17 protein-coding genes and 1 tRNA gene are annotated in these 16,412 nt (G+C 74.4%); 7 read left to right on the top strand and 11 right to left on the bottom strand.

Going from position 1 to position 16,412, the window contains the following annotated elements:
- Window positions 1–8: 8 nt before the first annotated feature.
- The 4 genes from cysS to AVL61_RS16220 are packed head-to-tail and all read right to left on the bottom strand — an operon-like array spanning window position 9 to window position 3,285.
- On the bottom strand, window positions 9–1,439 hold the full coding sequence (gene cysS / locus AVL61_RS16235; RefSeq protein ID WP_058875343.1) for a cysteine--tRNA ligase: 1,431 nt from the start codon (window positions 1,437–1,439) through the stop codon (window positions 9–11).
- A gap of 35 nt (window positions 1,440–1,474) precedes the next feature.
- A complete protein-coding gene (gene ispF, locus AVL61_RS16230; RefSeq protein ID WP_197412741.1) occupies window positions 1,475–1,966 on the bottom strand; it encodes a 2-C-methyl-D-erythritol 2,4-cyclodiphosphate synthase in 492 nt (163 codons plus the stop codon).
- A gap of 4 nt (window positions 1,967–1,970) precedes the next feature.
- On the bottom strand, window positions 1,971–2,795 hold the full coding sequence (gene ispD / locus AVL61_RS16225; RefSeq protein ID WP_058875341.1) for a 2-C-methyl-D-erythritol 4-phosphate cytidylyltransferase: 825 nt from the start codon (window positions 2,793–2,795) through the stop codon (window positions 1,971–1,973).
- Between the two features lie 7 nt (window positions 2,796–2,802).
- The gene (locus AVL61_RS16220; protein ID WP_017831963.1) at window positions 2,803–3,285 is read right to left on the bottom strand and encodes a CarD family transcriptional regulator; all 483 of its coding nucleotides are present in this window, start codon (window positions 3,283–3,285) and stop codon (window positions 2,803–2,805) included.
- A gap of 156 nt (window positions 3,286–3,441) precedes the next feature.
- On the opposite strand from AVL61_RS16220, the gene AVL61_RS16215 reads away from it, so the two are divergent.
- Entirely contained in the window at window positions 3,442–3,990 is a 549-nt protein-coding gene (locus AVL61_RS16215) for a hypothetical protein (protein WP_058875340.1), read from the top strand.
- Window positions 3,991–4,074: 84 nt separating this feature from the next.
- Here the strand turns inward: AVL61_RS16215 and AVL61_RS16210 are convergent, their stop codons facing one another.
- A complete protein-coding gene (locus tag AVL61_RS16210) occupies window positions 4,075–4,755 on the bottom strand; it encodes a response regulator transcription factor (RefSeq protein ID WP_058875339.1) in 681 nt (226 codons plus the stop codon).
- Window positions 4,752–6,020: a sensor histidine kinase gene (locus tag AVL61_RS16205; protein ID WP_058875338.1), complete on the bottom strand. Its 1,269-nt coding sequence runs from the start codon at window positions 6,018–6,020 to the stop codon at window positions 4,752–4,754. The genes AVL61_RS16210 and AVL61_RS16205 overlap by 4 nt, the downstream gene beginning before the upstream one ends.
- Before the next feature lie 220 nt (window positions 6,021–6,240).
- On the opposite strand from AVL61_RS16205, the gene phoU reads away from it, so the two are divergent.
- Window positions 6,241–6,939, top strand: coding sequence for a phosphate signaling complex protein PhoU (gene phoU / locus AVL61_RS16200; protein WP_058875337.1), 699 nt, complete (start codon window positions 6,241–6,243; stop codon window positions 6,937–6,939).
- A 109-nt stretch (window positions 6,940–7,048) separates the two neighbouring features.
- Here phoU and AVL61_RS16195 read toward each other — a convergent pair whose 3' ends face one another.
- The 3 genes from AVL61_RS16195 to AVL61_RS16185 form a co-directional block, all read right to left on the bottom strand.
- Complete coding sequence (locus AVL61_RS16195) at window positions 7,049–7,807, bottom strand: phosphoglyceromutase (RefSeq protein ID WP_058875336.1); 759 nt, start codon at window positions 7,805–7,807, stop codon at window positions 7,049–7,051.
- Between the two features lie 95 nt (window positions 7,808–7,902).
- Window positions 7,903–8,217, bottom strand: coding sequence for a DUF2516 family protein (locus AVL61_RS16190; RefSeq protein WP_058875335.1), 315 nt, complete (start codon window positions 8,215–8,217; stop codon window positions 7,903–7,905).
- Between the two features lie 10 nt (window positions 8,218–8,227).
- On the bottom strand, window positions 8,228–9,397 hold the full coding sequence (locus AVL61_RS16185; protein WP_058875334.1) for a trans-sulfuration enzyme family protein: 1,170 nt from the start codon (window positions 9,395–9,397) through the stop codon (window positions 8,228–8,230).
- Between the two features lie 82 nt (window positions 9,398–9,479).
- Here AVL61_RS16185 and tmk point away from each other — a divergent pair, with 82 nt between their 5' ends.
- From tmk to AVL61_RS16170, 3 genes are read left to right on the top strand one after another with little or no spacing between them, the layout of a single operon-like run.
- A complete protein-coding gene (gene tmk / locus AVL61_RS16180) occupies window positions 9,480–10,202 on the top strand; it encodes a dTMP kinase (RefSeq protein ID WP_082697240.1) in 723 nt (240 codons plus the stop codon).
- The gene (locus AVL61_RS16175) at window positions 10,199–11,338 is read left to right on the top strand and encodes a DNA polymerase III subunit delta' (protein WP_058875333.1); all 1,140 of its coding nucleotides are present in this window, start codon (window positions 10,199–10,201) and stop codon (window positions 11,336–11,338) included. Before tmk ends, AVL61_RS16175 begins: the two co-directional genes overlap by 4 nt.
- A 33-nt stretch (window positions 11,339–11,371) precedes the next feature.
- Window positions 11,372–12,961 (top strand): alpha/beta hydrolase, encoded by a 1,590-nt coding sequence (locus AVL61_RS16170; protein WP_058875332.1) that lies wholly within the window; start codon window positions 11,372–11,374, stop codon window positions 12,959–12,961.
- 25 nt (window positions 12,962–12,986) lie between these two features.
- Here AVL61_RS16170 and AVL61_RS16165 read toward each other — a convergent pair whose 3' ends face one another.
- Window positions 12,987–13,637: a hypothetical protein gene (locus AVL61_RS16165; RefSeq protein WP_058875331.1), complete on the bottom strand. Its 651-nt coding sequence runs from the start codon at window positions 13,635–13,637 to the stop codon at window positions 12,987–12,989.
- 182 nt (window positions 13,638–13,819) lie between these two features.
- Window positions 13,820–14,539: an HAD-IA family hydrolase gene (locus AVL61_RS16160; protein WP_058875330.1), complete on the bottom strand. Its 720-nt coding sequence runs from the start codon at window positions 14,537–14,539 to the stop codon at window positions 13,820–13,822.
- Between the two features lie 221 nt (window positions 14,540–14,760).
- On the opposite strand from AVL61_RS16160, the gene AVL61_RS16155 reads away from it, so the two are divergent.
- Both AVL61_RS16155 and AVL61_RS16150 read left to right on the top strand, forming a co-directional pair.
- Window positions 14,761–14,833: transfer RNA gene (locus AVL61_RS16155), tRNA-Thr, on the top strand.
- Between the two features lie 194 nt (window positions 14,834–15,027).
- Window positions 15,028–15,939, top strand: coding sequence for a hypothetical protein (locus AVL61_RS16150; RefSeq protein ID WP_157571472.1), 912 nt, complete (start codon window positions 15,028–15,030; stop codon window positions 15,937–15,939).
- Window positions 15,940–16,412: the final 473 nt, after the last annotated feature.

Here is a 16,412-nt window from a genome sequence, read left to right as displayed (position 1 = left end):
CGGGCCGGTCAGGCCACGGACCAGGTGGATCCGCCGGGGGCGTCGCGCACCGCGACGCCGGCCGCGGCGAGCTCGTCCCGGATCGCGTCGGCCCGGGCCCAGTCCTTGGCGGCGCGGGCCCGGTCCCGCTGGGCGAGCAGCGAGCGCACGAGGGTGTCGAGGGCCGTGTGCTCGGCCGCGTTGCCCGCGGCGACGCCGAGGTCCATGAGCCCGGTCAGCCCGAGCACGTCGGTCATCGCGCGGACCGCGCGGGCGGGCCCGGCGGCGTCGAGGCCGTCGGCGAGCGCGGAGTTGCCGGCGCGGACGGTCTCGTGCAGGACCGCGAGGGCCTGGGGGACGTTGAGGTCGTCGTCCATGGCCTCGCCGAAGGCCTCCGGCACGTCCCCGGCCGCCCCGTCGGGGCCGGCCCCGGCGTCCCGGGCCGCGCGCAGGAAGGACTCCACCCGTTCGACCGCGGCCGTGGCCTCGGCCAGGGAGGTGGGCCGGTAGTCCAGCACGGACCGGTAGTGGGCCTGACCGAGGTAGTAGCGCACGGCCAGCGGCCGGGCCTCGGCGAGCATGTCCGCCGGGGACACGGTGTTGCCGATCGACTTGGACATCTTCTCGCCCGCGTAGGTGACGAGCCCGTTGTGCAGCCAGAGGCTCGCGAACCGCTGCCCGGCCGCCGCGGACTGGGCGAGCTCGTTCTCGTGGTGGGGGAAGCGCAGGTCCAGCCCGCCGCCGTGGATGTCGAAGTGCTCGCCGAGGTACTTCGCGGCCATGGCGGAGCACTCGAGGTGCCAGCCGGGACGGCCGGCGCCCCAGGGCGAGTCCCAGCTCGCGGTCTCGGGCTCGCCCGGCTTGTGCCCCTTCCACAGGGCGAAGTCGCGGGGGTCCCGCTTCCCGCGGGGGTCGGCGTCGGGGGCGTCCTGCATGTCCTCGACCGACTGGTGGGTGAGCTCGCCGTAGCGCTCCCAGGAGCGGACGTCGAAGTAGACGTCCCCGGAGCCGTCCGGCGCCGGATAGGCGTGCCCGGCGTCGACCAGGGTCCGGATCAGGGCGTGCATCTCCGGCACGTGGCCCGTGGCGCGCGGCTCGTACGTGGGCCGGCCGACGCCGATGGCGTCGTAGGCGGCGTTGAACGCCTGCTCGAACCGGTAGGCGAGCGCCCACCACGGCTCCCGCGGGTGCTCGCCGTCGTAGTCCGGGGCGAAGGACGCGGCCGAGTTGGCGAGGATCTTGTCGTCGATGTCGGTGACGTTGCGCACGGTGGTCACCCGGTAGCCGCGGTGGGCCAGCCACCGGGCGACCTGGTCGAAGACCAGGGCCGAGCGGACGTGGCCGATGTGCGGCATTCCCTGGACGGTGGCGCCGCAGTAGTACAGACGGGCCTCGCCGGGGTGGGCAGGCTCGAAGTCCCGCACGGTCGCGGTGGCGGTGTCGTAGAAGCGCAGAGTCACACGGCCCATCATAAGGGCGGGCCGCGGCGCGCCGGTCAGGCCCCGCCCGTGCCCGCGGGGACGACCAGGGCGGTGGCCACGGCCGCGAGGCCCTCCCCGCGGCCCGTGAGCCCGAGCCGGTCGGAGGTCGTGGCGCTGACCGTGACGGGCGCGCCGGCCGCCGCGGTGAGCACGGCCTCGGCCTCGGCGCGCCGCGGCGCGAACCGCGGCCGGTTCCCGATCAGCTGCACCGCCACGTTGCCGATCTCGAAGCCGGCCTCCCGGACGATCCGGGCCGCCTCGGCGAGGATCCGCGTCCCGGACGCGCCCTCGAGCTCCGGGCGGTCCACGCCGAAGTTGGCGCCGAGGTCACCGGTGCCCGAGGCGGAGAACAGGGCGTCGGCGGCCGCGTGGGCCACGACGTCCCCGTCCGAGTGCCCGGCGAGACCGCGCTCCCCCGGCCACTCGAGGCCGCCGACCCACAGCGGGGTGCCCTCGGGCCCGAAGGCGTGGACGTCCACGGCGATGCCGGTGCGGGGCAGGATCACGGGTTCAGCGCTCCTCGGGATCGGGAGGGGAGTCGGGGAGGGAGGTCGTGGCGGTGACGGGCACCGTTCCGGCCGTGCCCGGGGCGCGCCCGCGCAGGACGGCCTCGGCCAGCACCAGGTCGAGCGGGCGGGTGATCTTGAAGGCGTGCTCGTGCCCGGGCACCGTCAGCACCGCGGTCCCCGGGGCGTGGGCCTCCACCAGGGAGGCGTCGTCGGTGACGGACCCGGGGTCCGTCCCGGCCGCCTCGGCGGCGCGGTTCACCGCCCGGAGCAGGGCGAGGTCGAAGCCCTGCGGGGTCTGCACCGCGCGCAGCACGGTGCGGTCCACGGTGCCGAGCGACCGGTCTGCGTCGTCGACCCGGCGCATCGTGTCCGCGACGGGCAGCACGGGCACCACGGCCCGCTCCCCCGCGCGCAGCCGGTCCACCACGGTGCGGAAGACCTCGGGCGGGGTGAGGCAGCGCGCGGCGTCGTGGACGAGCACGGCGGGGCAGGCGGGCTCGATCCGCGCGAGCTCGGCCAGTGCGGCCCGCACGGACTCCGCGCGGGACGCGCCACCGGTCACCGGCCGCGCGCCGTGCGCCCGGGCGGTCGCGGAGAGCTCGACGTCCCCGGCGGGGACGGTCACCAGCACGGGTCCGGTCGGCCCGGCGTCCCGGATGCCCCGCAGCGCGTGCTCCAGCAGGGGGCGGCCGTCGAGGGCCACCAGGGCCTTGGGGATGCCGTGCCCGAGCCGGGTGCCGGAACCGGCCGCCACGACGACGACGGCGAACCCGCCCTCCGGGGAGGGCGGGTTCGCCGTGCTGGGCCGTGCTGCGCCGCCGGTCACGGGCCGGTCAGGACGCCAGGATGTCGTCGAGGCGCTTCTCGGCCTCTTCCTCGTCGATCTTCTTGGCGAGCGCGAGCTCGGAGGTGAGGATCTGACGGGCCTTCGTCAGCATCCGCTTCTCCCCCGCCGAGAGCCCGCGGTCCCGGTCGCGGCGCCAGAGGTCGCGCACGACCTCCGCGACCTTGAGCACGTCGCCCGAGGCGAGCTTCTCGAGGTTGGCCTTGTAGCGCCGGGACCAGTTGCTGGCCTCCTCGGTGTCTTTCGCCTGCAGGACCGAGATGACCTTCTTGAGCCCGTCCTCGTCGACGACGTCGCGCACGCCCACCAGGTCGACGTTCTCCGCGGGTACCTCGATCACCAGATCCCCCTGGGTCACCTTGAGCTTGAGATACATCTTCTCTTCGCCCTTGACGGTGCGGGTCTTGATCTCCTCGATGGTCGCCGCGCCGTGGTGCGGGTAGACAACCGTCTCGCCAACCTCAAAAACCATATGGAAATACCCCTTTCAGAACTTCCATTCTAACACGGTGTAGGATTCGCCGATCCGGGCCGGCAGGGGCCCTCCGGGCCCGGCGATGCGGACGAACCGTCGGCAAACGGATAGGCTGGGCGGGACACCGTCCTGAGCTCCCGAGGAGTACGCGCCGTGAAGATCGCCGCCCCCAAGTTGCTGCAGCGCGCAGGCCTGAGTGCCGCCGCCGCGGCCGCCCTGCTGTCCACCGCCGGATGCGCATACATCAACCCTCCGGCCACGACCATGATCTACTCCCCCGCGGACGGCATCGTGGAGCGGGTGGGCGAGGTCAAGCTGACCAACGTGCTGATCGTGGCCACCGCCGCCGACGCCGAGGGCCGTGTGCTGGGGACCCTGGACAACGACGGCGACCAGGAGGTCACGCTGTCGATGGACGTCGACGGCGCCAGCGCCGAGGTGCAGATCCCGGCCAACGGCTCCGTGTCGCTGGAGGAGGCCGACCCCGTGGTCGTGGACCGCGCCGGTGCCGCACCGGGGCTCATGGTCGAGACCGAGTTCACCGTGGGCGGCGAGTCCCTCACCGAACAGGTCCCGGTGCTCGACCACACCTTCGAGCGCTACGCGGAGTTCGTCCCCGGCGGCGCCCCCTCCACCCCGGCCAACCCCTCCAACACGCCCGTGCCCGTCGACGAGATGGTGGGCCAGGAGAGCGGTCACTGACGCCTCCTGCCGGCACGCGCGCTCGGACGACAGGGCCCGGAACCCCGCGGGGTTCCGGGCCCTGTCCGTCGGCGCCGGGCGGCCTCAGCCCTCGAACTTGTAGCCCAGTCCCCGCACCGTCACGATGTGCCGCGGGGCGGAGGGGTCGGGCTCGATCTTGGCGCGCAGGCGCTTGACGTGGACGTCGAGGGTCTTGGTGTCCCCCACGTAGTCCGAGCCCCAGACCCGGTCGATGAGCTGCCCGCGGGTCAGCACCCGCCCGGCGTTGCGCAGCAGCATCTCCAGCAGCTCGAACTCCTTGAGCGGCATGGCCACCCGCTCGCCGTGGACGCTGACCACGTGCCGCTCGATGTCCATCCGCACGGGCCCGGCCTGCACGGTCGCCGAGACCAGCTCCTCGGGCTCCGCCTGCCGGCGCAGCACCGCACGGATCCGGGCGACGAGCTCCCGGGACGAGTACGGCTTGGTGACGTAGTCGTCGGCCCCGAGCTCGAGCCCCACCACCTTGTCGATCTCGGCGTCCTTGGCCGTGAGCATGATGATCGGCACGGACGAGCGCTGCCGCACCTGCCGGCACACCTCGGTGCCGGAGAGCCCCGGGAGCATGAGGTCCAGCAGCATCAGGTCGGCCCCGGACCGGTCGAACTCCGCCACGGCGTCCACGCCGTTGTCGACGACCTCCACCTCGAACCCCTCCTTCCCGAGCAGGTAGGAGAGCGGGTCGCTGAGGGACTCCTCGTCCTCGACGATCAGGATGCGGGTCACTGTCGGTCCTCCGTGCTCCCGGCGCGCGCCGCGGGGGCGGCGGGCCGTGGGGTCGATGCCACTGGGCGGGGTGGTGCCGGCTCCGGCACCGGGCGGGCGGACGCCCCGGGAGCCGGCTGCGCGGCCTCCCCGGGGTCGTCGGCGCCCTCGATCTGGGGGATGCTCAGGGTGAACGTGGAGCCGCGGCCCGGCTGCGACCAGAGGGTGGCCTCGCCGCCGTGCTGCGACATGACGTGCTTGACGATGCTCAGGCCCAGCCCGGTCCCGCCCGTGCGGCGGGAGCGGGCCGCGTCCACCCGGTAGAAGCGCTCGAAGATCCGGTCCTGCTCGTCCTCGGGGATGCCCGGGCCCTGGTCGGTCACCGAGATCTGGGCCATCCCGTCCCGCTCCCGGACGCCGACGCCCACGCGGGTGCCCTCCGGGGAGTAGTGCACGGCGTTGTCGATGAGGTTGCGCAGCGCCGTGACGAGCAGGTCCGGGTCGCCGAAGACGGGCCGGGTGACGCGCCCGCCCACCGCGATCTCGATGCCCTTGGTCTCGGCCGGGAACCGGTTGCGGTCCACGGCGTCGGCGATCACCTGGTTGAGGTCCACGGGCCGGCCCTCGGTGACCACGTCCGCGCCCTGCAGGCGGGAGAGCTCGATGATGTCCTGGACCAGGGCGGTCAGGCGGGCGGACTCCTTGTGCAGGCGCTGGGCGAAGCGGCGCACGGCCTCCTCGTCCTCGGCCGCGTCCTCGATCGCCTCGGCGAGCAGCCCGATGGCGCCCACGGGGGTCTTCAGCTCGTGCGAGACGTTGGCGACGAAGTCGTTGCGGATCGACTGCGCCCGGACGATCTCCGTCTGGTCGTCGGCGAGCAGCAGGATGTACTCCTCCGCGATGGGGGCCACGCGGACGTCGAGCACCGCCGCGCCCGTCTGGAACGGCCCCCGGGTCAGCTCGACCCGCCGCTCCTCGATCACACCGCTGCGCCGGGCCCGCCGGATCATCTCGAGCATCTGCTCGTGCACCACGGTGTGCCCGCGGACCAGGCCGAAGGCGTAGGCGGCCGGGGAGGCGCGCACCACGCCGTCGACCCCGTCCACGACCACGTAGGCCCGGCCGATCACCGCGAGCACGTCCGCGGTGCCGTCGGGCAGCGTGGGCTCCTGGACGTCGGCGCGGGCGCGGCGGCCGCGCCCGCTCACCCGCAGGGCGATCAGACCGCTCACCCCGAGGGCGAAGCCGAGCAGACCCGCGGCGACGGCGATGGCTGTTGGACTCACGGATCCAGCTTAGGCACTCGGGGGCGCGGCGGCCCCGCACGGGGCGTCACGAGCTACAGGTTCAACGAACGTTCATCCTAAGATGAGCGAAAGTTCACTCCTGGCTGTGACGGTGGCGGCGGGTGTGCTCGCACCCGGCCCCCACGTCATCCGTCCCGCTCCGCGCCGCACCCCGGCCGTGGCCGCGCGGGACGCCGCCGCATCTCGAAAGGACGCATCCGTGCGCAAGGTTTTCCAGGCAGAACTCCACCAGGTCGGTGAGGAGCTCATCCAGATCGCGACCCTGGTGCGCGAGGCCCTCGCCCGCGCCAAGGACGCGCTCCTCGACGCGGACATCCAGCTCGCCGAGGAGGTCATCTCCAACGACGCCCGGATCGACTTCCTGCAGAACGACCTCGACGAGCGCTCGATCGACATCCTCGCGCTGCAGAGCCCGGTCGCCTCGGACCTGCGGATGATCGTGGGCGCGCTGCGGATGAGCGCCTCGCTGGAGCGCGCCGGCGACCTCGCCCGGCACCTGGCCCAGGCCGTGCGCCTGCGCTACCCCGAGCCGGTCATCCCCGAGCCGCTCGTGGAGACGTTCACCCGGATGTTCGACCTCGACCTGCAGATCGTGGACCGGGTCATCCAGGTGCTCCAGACGCGCGACCTCTCCCTGGCCGACGAGATCTTCTCGCTCAAGGGCGAGGTCAACAAGCTGCACCAGTCCGTCTTCGACGCCCTCGCCGCGCCGAGCTGGGACTGCTCCGTGCCCACCGCCGTGGACGTCACCCTGTGCTCCCGCTACCTCGAGCGCATCGGGGACCACGGGGTCTCGGTGACCCGCAAGGTCTCCTACCTGGTGACCGGCGACTGGGTGCCGGCGACCTCCGACCGCCCGACCGGCCACGGCCACGTGGGCCGCGACGGGGGCGAGTGAGCGCCCGTCCCGGCGCGCGCTGAGCCGCGTCCGGGCACGAGCAGAGGGGCCGGGCCCGCCGTTGCGGCGGGCCCGGCCCCTCTGCTCGTGCCGCGGGAGCCGGCCGGGACTACTTCTTGCCCTGGTTGGCGACCGCCTGGATGGAACTCGCGGCGGCCTCGGGGTCGAGGTACTCGCCGCCGGCCACGAGCGGGCGGAGGTCCTCGTCGAGCTCGTAGTAGAGCGGGATGCCCGTGGGGATGTTCAGGGCCGCGATGTCGTCGTCGGAGATGCCGTCGAGGTGCTTCACGAGCGCGCGCAGGGAGTTGCCGTGCGCGGCGACGATCACGGTGTGCCCGACCCGCAGGTCGGGGACGATCTCCTGCTCCCAGTAGGGCATGAAGCGGTCGAGGACGTCCTTGAGGCACTCGGTGCGGGGCGCGTTCTCGACGTCGGCGTACCGGGGGTCGCCGGCCTGGGAGTACCGGTCGGAGTCCTCGAGCTCGGGCGGCGGGACGTCGAAGGAGCGGCGCCAGGTCATGAACTGCTCGTCGCCGTACTCCTCGCGGACCTGGGTCTTGTCCTTGCCCTGGAGCGCACCGTAGTGGCGCTCGTTGAGCCGCCAGGACCGCTTCACGGGGATCCAGTGCCGGTCCGCCCGGTCTAGCGCGAGGTGGGCGGTGGTGATCGCCCGGCGCAGCAGCGAGGTGTGCAGGACGTCCGGGGCGATCCCCTTCTCGACGAGCAGCTCACCGCCGCGGACGGCTTCCTCCCGCCCCTTCTCGGTCAGGTCCACGTCCACCCACCCGGTGAACAGGTTCTTCTCGTTCCAGTCGGACTGTCCGTGCCGGAGCAGGACGAGCTTGTGCGGTGCTGATTCGGTAGCCATGGCGCCATTCTTCCACCCGCGCGGCGGCGCGGGACAAGCGGGCGTCACCGGCGCCCCGTGTCGCGGGGATCAGCCGCGCGCCCGGGGGCGGGCGGTCACCAGTTGTTGGGGCCCTTGGACTCCAGGCCCACGGCGGGGCGGACGTCGGCGAGGTAGACGCCCACGGCCGTGCCCGCGATGAGCAGCACGAACAGACTGGGCCGCAGGAGCAGCAGCGTGAAGACGGTGAACGCCAGCGAGCCCCCCGTGAGCGCGAGCCAGAAGCCCTTGGTGCGCTTGAAGGCGCGCTGGAACTGCACCGGTGCCTTGGTCAGGCAGTCCACGAAGGCCCACACGGCCAGGCCGGCGACGACCAGCGCGAGCGAGATGTCGATGAGACGCACGAGTAGGAAGACCCAGGGAATGTCCACGCCGCCCAGCCTACCGGTCGATCGCGGACAGGGCGCGGTCGAGGTCCTCCCAGAGGTCCTCGACGTTCTCGATGCCCACCGACAGGCGCAGCAGCGTCTCCGGGACGCTGTGCGGCTCCTCGTGGTGCCGGCGCCGCCGCTCGACCAGCGACTCCACCCCGCCGAGCGACGTCGCGGGGGTCCACACGCGCAGCGTGTCCACGGCCGCCTCGACGGCGGCGACGTCCCCCGCGGGGACGATCGCCACGATCGCGCCGAAGCCGTCCATCTGCGCGGCGGCGCGCTCGTGGCCGGGGTCCCCGGGCAGGCCCGGGTAGCGGACCTCGAGCACCGCCGGGTGCCGCTGGAGGCGGCGGGCGAGCTCCGCGGCGCTGGCCGCGGAGCGCTCGACCCGCAGCGCCAGGGTGCGCATCCCCCGCAGCGCCAGCCAGGCCTCGAACGGGCCCGGGATCGCGCCGTGCAGCGAGCGGTGCCCCTGCAGCCGGGTCCGCAGGGCGGGGTCGGAGGTGACGGCCGCCCCCAGGACGACGTCGGAGTGCCCCGCCAGGTACTTGGTCACGGAGTGCACCACGACGTCGGCGCCGTGCTCGAGCGGGCGCTGCAGGAGGGGGGTCGCGAAGGTGTTGTCCACGCACGTGAGCACCCCGCGCTCGCGGGCCGCCGCGAGGAGCGCGGGGAGGTCGGCGACCTCCAGCATGGGGTTGGTGGGGCTCTCGAGCCAGAGCAGGTCGGCGGCGTCCAGGGCGGCCACGACCTCCTCGGTGTCCGTGACGTCCACGGTCCGGACGGTGAGCATCCCCCGGGACTCGAGGTCCGTGGCCAGTGCCAGGGAGCCCTGGTAGCTGTGCCGGGGCAGCACCAGGCACCCGCCCGCCGGGACGAGCGAGAGCACCGACGCGACGGCGGCCAGGCCCGAGGCGTAGAGCAGGCCGGGGAGCTGCGCCTGCTCGAGCCGTGCCAGCACGTCCTCGACGTCCTCCCACGTGGGATTGCTGAAGCGCCCGTAGGTGCGGTTCCGCTCGTCGAGCTCGCCGGAGCCCCGGTAGGTGGAGGTCAGGACGATGGACGGGCCGACCGGCGCGTCGTGCTCCGGTGCGGGCCGCCCGCCGGCGACCAGCACGGTGTCCGGGCGGAGGTCGGCGGGGCCGTGGGCGGGCGGGATCTCGGGGCGCGCAGTCATGGGCCCAGGCTATCGGCCCGCGGCGCCCCCAGCCCGCACGGGACCGGAGGGCGCTGTCCTCCCGGGTGGATAGGCTGGGACCGTGACCACCCGACCGGCTCCCGTCCCGCTGCCCGCCGCCGCCGCCGCGGAATCCTCCCCCGCCCCGTCCGGGCGCGGGCTCTTCGTCGTGTTCGAGGGCGGGGACGGCGCCGGGAAGTCCACCCAGGCCGGCCGGCTCGTGGAGGCCCTGCGCGCCGAGGGGCACGAGATCGTGCGCACCCGGGAGCCCGGGGGCACCCCGCTGGGCGAGAGGCTGCGCGAGCTCGTGCTGGACCCCGCGCACGGGCCCGTCGACGCCCGCGCCGAGGCCCTGCTGTTCGCCGCGGCCCGCGCCGCCCACGTCGCCCAGCTCATCCGCCCTGCGCTCGCCGCCGGACGGACCGTGGTCTGCGACCGGTTCGCCGACTCGTCCGCCGCCTACCAGGGCGCCGGCCGCGGCCTCGGGGTCGACCGCGTCGCGGAGCTCAACGCGTGGGCCACCGCAGGGCTCGTCCCGGACCTCACCGTGCTGCTCGACGTCCCGGCCGGGACCGGGCGCGCCCGCCGGGAGGCCCGTGACGGCGCCCCGGGGGACCGCCTGGAGACCGAGCCCGACGTCTTCCACGACGCGAACCGGCAGGCGTTCCTCGAGCTCGCCGGACGGGCGCCGGAGCGCTACCTGGTGCTCGACGCCACCCGGCCGGCCGGGGAGATCACGGCCGCCGTGCGCGCCCGCCTGGCCGGGCTCGCCCGTTCCGCCCGGACCGCGGAGGTGGGCGTGTGAGCGTGTGGGACCAGCTGCTGGGCCAGGACGCCGTGGTGGCGCAGCTGCGGCGCGCCGCGCAGGAGGACCGGCCCACCCACGCCTGGCTGTTCACGGGGCCACCCGGCTCGGGCCGCTCCAACGCCGCCCTCGCGTTCGCCGCGGCCCTGCTGTGCGAGCAGGAGGACCCCGCCGAGCGCGGGTGCGGGCAGTGCCACGCGTGCCGCACCGTCCTGGCCAGCTCGCACGCGGACCTCACCCACTTCGTCACGGAGAACCCGCAGATCACCATCGAGGAGGCCCGCGAGCTCGTGGTCCGCGCCCAGGACCGGCCCTCGGTGGGCCGCTGGCGGGTCATGGTGGTCGAGGACGCCGACCGCATGGCGGAGCGCACCTCCAACGTGATGCTCAAGGCCATCGAGGAGCCCCCGCCGAACACCATCTGGCTGCTGTGCGCGCCGAGCCCCATGGACGTGCTCGTGACGATCCGCTCGCGCTGCCGTCCGGCCACGCTGAAGGTGCCCGCCGTGGAGGACGTGGCCGAGCTGCTGATCCGCCGGCACGGGGTGCCGCGCCGGCGCGCGGAGGAGAGCGCCCGGCTCGCCCAGTCCCACGTGGGGATCGCCAAGCGGCTCGCCCTCTACGATGACGCCCGCACCCGGCGGCAGGAGGTCGTCTCCATGCCGCTGAAGCTCTCCGGGGTGCCGGACGCCGTGCGGGCCGCGGACCGGCTGCACAAGATCGCCGTGGAGGAGTCCCAGGCGGACGCCGAGTCCCGCAACGAGGCGGAGCGCAAGCAGCTGCTCGTGGCCCTGGGCGCGCCGGAGTCCGGACGGGTGCCGCCGGCCATCCGCGGCGCCCTCAACCGGCTCGAGGCCGACCAGAAGCGCCGGTCCCGGCGGATCCAGACGGACACCCTCGACCGCTTCCTCATCGACCTCACGACCTTCTACCGCGACGTCCTGACCCTCCAGCTGCGCACGGGCTCCGCCCTGGTCAACGAGCACCTGGCCCAGCAGCTGCAGGACCACGCGTCCAACGCGACCCCCGAGCGGACGCTGCACCGCATCGACGTGATCAGCCGGACCCGGGACCGGATCCGCACCAACGTCAGCGCGCAGCTGGCCTTCGAGGCCATGGCCGTCTCCCTGCTCTGAAATCCCCCCTCCCGCACCCCCCTGAGGAGCCCCATGATCCGCCGTGCCGCCCCTTCGCGCCGCGCCCTCCTGCCCGCCACGGCCGTGCTGGGCGCGGCCGGCCTGCTCCTGAGCGGGTGCTCCTCCCTCGGCGCCGGCGCCACGGGCGAGCCGACCTCGGGGGGCGCCACCGGCGCCGTCGTCGAGGGCAGCCCCGAGGAGCTGCAGCGCTTCTACACGCAGACCGTCGTCTGGGAGGACTGCGAGTTCGAGGTGGAGACGAACGGCGCGCAGGACGACCTCCGGTGCGCCGACGTCGAGGTGCCCCTCGACTACGCCGACCCGGCCGGGCCGACGACCACCGTGGTGATGTCCCGCCTGCCCGCCCGCGGGGACGCCCGCGGCAGCCTGCTCCTGAACCCCGGCGGCCCCGGTGCCTCCGGGGTGGACGCGATGCTCTACGCGCAGTACACGGTCACCGGCGACGTGCGCGAGGCCTACGACGTCGTGGGCTTCGACCCGCGCGGGGTGAGCCGCTCCGAGGGGATCGAGTGCCTCGACGACGCGGAGCTGGACGCGTGGCGCGCCGAGCCGATGTTCGACCCGCAGGAGCAGCCGGCCGCGCAGATCCGGGCGGAGTACGAGCAGCTCGGCGCCGCGTGCGTGCAGGACTCCGGCGAGCTCGTGGCCGAGATGGACACCGTGAGCGCCGCCCGGGACATGGACGTGCTCCGGGCCGTCCTCGGCGACGAGCGGATGACCTACCTGGGCTTCTCCTACGGCACGCACCTCGGCGCGGTGTACGCCGAGCTGTTCCCCGAGCGGGTCGGCCGGCTCGTGCTCGACGGCGGCGTGGACCCGACCCTCAGCGACATGGAGGCCACCACGGACCAGGCCGAGGGCTTCGAGGCGAACCTGCGCCACTGGGTGCAGCAGTGCCAGTTCGAGAACCCGGACTGCGTGCTGGCCGGCGTCTCCGTGGACGAGGCGATGACCCGCGTCCAGGAGCTCATCGCCTCCGTGGAGGACGGGACCGTGACCGCCGCGGACGGCCGCCGGGTCACCGCCACCAACGTGGTCGAGGGCATCCTGGGCCCGCTCTACTCGACCAGCACCTACGAGGCGCTCAACGAGTCCCTGGGGGACGCCTTCGAGGGCGACTTCTCCGCGCTGCTCGCCCAGTCGGACGCCACGCACGGACGCAACGCCGAGGGCCGGTACACGAACAACACCACGATGGCGTTCACGGCCGTCAACTGCCTCGACCGGCCCGAGGGGACGGTCACGGCGGAGCAGATGGCCCGGCACCAGGAGGAGCTCGAGCAGGTCGCGCCGACCTTCGGCCCGTACCTCGGCTACGGCGACGCCGCGTGCCAGGGCTGGCCCGCCGAGCCGGCGGGCCTCGAGGAGCCGATCGACGCCGAGGGCGCTGATCCCGTCCTCGTGGTGGGCACCACGCACGACCCCGCGACGCCCTACCACTGGTCCGAGGCCCTCGTGGAGCAGCTCGACAGCGCCCGGCTGCTGACCTACGACAGCTACGGCCACACCGCCTACTCGGCCGGCAACCGCTGCGTGCAGGACGCCGTGGACGCCTACCTGCTCGAGGGCGAGCTCCCCGAGCCGGGGACGACCTGCTCGTGAGGCCGGACGACCCGGACCCCCTCCGTCAGGCCGGGTCCTGCTCCTCCGGCTGGAGCCCTCCGCCCGCGCGGAAGGCCAGCGCCGTCAGCCCGAGGAGCACGCCGGCGACCAGCACGACCGCGTCGGTGTCGCCGAAGGCGTAGTCGTTGACGAAGGGAGCCCGGCCGAGGTCGACGCCGAGGTCGGCGAAGATCCGCGCCTGGGCCGTGGCGAACAGGAGCGGGCCGAGCAGGGCGAGTCCCACGAGCGCCGCCGAGCAGGCCGTCAGTCCCGCGGTCAGGACCCGCCCGAACGGCCTGCCGAGGTAGATGCGGCCGCACAGGTACGCCAGGAAGGCGCAGATCCCGGCGAACACCGTGGAGCCGAGCGCCAGGGTCAGCGCGTAGGGCACCATGCTCGACGGGCTCACCCCCGTCACGCCCACGTGCACGTGGTCGTAGCCCTGCGAGGAGAGGCCCGGGCCCAGGTCCACCATGCTGGGCGCGGTCACCGCCGCGGCCTCCAGCCACAGATCGGCCGACCCCTGCCCGGCCCGCACCACGGTCTCGACGCCGGCCAGCAGGCTGAGCAGCCCGAGCAGCCCGAAGGAGACCAGCGCGCCCAGGAGCGCGAGCCGCTGGGCGGGCCGCCACGACCGGTGCCGGACACGGTGGGGGGACAGGTGTGCGCTTTCCATGGCGTCCTCTGCGGGGTGCTCGCTGCGGGTCCGGACGGCCGGGCGTCCGTCGTCCGTCGTCCAGCATGCCAACATCCGAGGGGCGTCGTCGCCCCCGCCCGACGGAGCGCGTCACACTCGCGCACGGTCCGGGCCGCCGCCCCGCCGTCGTGCCCCGCCGTCACCCCGTGGCGCGGTGGGCGTCAGCGCCGTCCGGGCACCGGCGCCCGGACGAGACCGGGCAGGTCCCGGACCGAGTCGACCACCACGTGGGCCCCGGCCGCGCGCAGGGACGCGGCGTCGTGCGCGCCCGTGCGGACGCCGACCACCGCGGCGGACCCGGCCCGCAGCCCGGCCTGCACGTCCGCGGCGGTGTCCCCCACGACCATGACCCGGCGGACGTCGCCGAGGTCCAGCGCCAGCACCGCGGTGAGCACCATGTCCGGCCAGGGCCGTCCGCGCCCCGCGTCCGAGGGACACAGGCTGAGGTCGGCGAGACCGGTCCAGCCGAGCTGCTCCAGGAGCGTGTTGAGGCTGTGCCGGTCGTAGCCGGTGGCCAGGCACACCCGCAGGCCCGCCTCGCGCAGCGCCGTGACGGCCTCCTCCGCGCCCGCCACGGGAACGACCCCCTCGGTGGCCAGCAGCTCGTCGAGATGGCGCCCGAAGTCCCGGACCGCCTGCCGGGCGCGCTCGGGCTCGGCGGCGAACAGCTGCTCGAGCACCCCGGCCTTCGACTGGCCCAGCGTGCCCCGGACGTGCTGGAGCATCTGCCCGAACCGCTCGGAGCCGGGGTCGACGCCGAGGCCCGTCACGGTGCGCTCGAAGGCCCGCTCCATGATCCCGTTGTCGTGGAACACCGTCCCGGACATGTCGAGGAAGGCCAGCTCGAGGTCCGGCGCGATGCCGCTGTCCGGGGTGCGCACGGGGGTGCTCCTGTTCCGGGCGGACCGCAGCGGCCCGCCCCGTCGTCGTGTCCGTCCATGCTGCGCCCCGCTCCCCCGGGCCGGTAAGGCGGGCCGGCCGAAGAGCCGGTGAACTCCCGGGGAACGCCCGCACGGCGCCGGGCCGCCCCGATTGGGGACGCCCCGCCGCTCTCTGCTACAGTTTCACCTGCACTGAGGCCGTCCCGGACGGCTGCGTGCACGCCTCCTTAGCTCAGTCGGTAGAGCGTTTCACTCGTAATGAAAAGGTCGTCGGTTCGATTCCGACAGGAGGCTCCGACGGACGGAAGGCTCCGGACCCCCTGGGTCCGGAGCCTTCTGCACTTCCCCGGCCGCCCCCGCCGGACGGTGCGCAACCGCCGTCACAGTCGCGTCACCGCAGGTCACTGCCCTGTTTCTCGCACGGGGCCCGCCGTACGCTGAGGCTGTTCCGGGCGACCGGCCACCACGGACGACTTTGGCGGTGCACCATGCAACTCCGTTCCCGACAGCTGCTCTGCGAACTCGTCCTGGCCGGAGCAGCACTGACCGTGCCGGCCTGCGGCGGCTCCCCCGGCTCGTCCCCGAGCACGCCCGCCCCGTCCGGCTCCGCGAACCCCTCGGGCTCCGCGGCTCCGTCCGGGTCCGCGGTCGCCTCGCCGGGCGAGACCGGCGACCCCCCGGTCTCGCGCATCCTGACCTGGCTGCGGATCGGGCCCAATGGGGAGGGCACCCCGCTGTGGTACGACCCCCTGAAGGACGGCGACTGCGGCGACGAGCAGCTGCTCTCGTCCCGGGGTCAGCCCATCCCGCGGGCCGGCGCCCTCCTGTGCGAGGCCGCCACGACCAACGACGACGAGCTGTGGCGGCAGGGCGAGGAGGCCCTGGCCGCCGCCCCCGCCCCCGGCAGCTGCTGGGAGGAGGAGACCGTGGCGGGCCTGCAGCGGCTGGTCGAGTTCCACCGCAGGGCGCCGGAGGCGGTCCCGGACCTGCGGGTGCCCGAGGGCACGGCCTGTCCCCTGGTCCTGGAGGGCCTCGTCTCCCCCCTGGCCCCCGGGCTCGAGGGCCCCGAGATCCCCGTCTCCACCTGCGGTGGCGCCCCGGTCTTCCTGCAGGGCAATCTCGAGTGGATGCCGCCCGAGGGCATCCGCGCCGTGACGGTGGGCGCCACGGAGGTGCCGGTGGAGCAGGGCAACGGGAGCCTGTTCTTCCGCGCCCCTCCGTCCGACGTGACCGGCCACGTCCCGGTGTCCGTCACGGACGCGGACTGGCCCGTCGGCGGCCTGGCCCACCTCGTCTACGAGGTGCCGGCGACCGCCTGCCCCGGTCCGCCGACGGCCGGCCAGGGCCCGACCGGCACACCGGCTCCGGCGGGCACACCGGCTCCGGCGCCCACGCCGTAGGCGCCCCGGTGGCGGCGGAGGGACCGGCCACGGCCCCGCTCTGGACGCGCCTGGTCCAGGCGGTCTCGGAGCTGGGCGTCTCGGTCGGCCTGCTCACGGCCCTGCTCGTCTACTACGGCTGGGTCCGCGCCGGCGCCCAGGCCCGGGCGATGGGCCTGGACGTGCACCTCTTCGGCTACACCACCCAGGACTACCTGCTGCTGAGCATCAGCTCCCTGTACGGCATCCTCTTCTGGATCGCCGTGGCCCTCCTCGCCGGGCTGTGGGCGGACCGCCTGGTCCGCGAGCGCGTCGACGCGCGCGTCCGGGCGTCCGGGAGCGCGCAGGTGGCGCGGTGGGCGCGCCGGGGGACGTGGTTCTTCATCGGGCTGGCCGTCGCCGGGTGGCTCCTGGAGCGCACCGTTCGGGACAGCAGGGAGGCCTGGATCCTCCCCTTCGCCATGGCGCTGTGCGTCCTGGGCGCCGCGTGGGCC

It is taken from the genome of Kocuria rosea subsp. polaris (assembly GCF_001483755.1).
Taxonomy (GTDB): Bacteria; Actinomycetota; Actinomycetes; order Actinomycetales; family Micrococcaceae; genus Kocuria; species Kocuria cellulosilytica.
The sequence above is the reverse complement of the archived record's forward strand: the minus strand, read 5'-3'. Positions and strand labels throughout refer to the sequence as shown.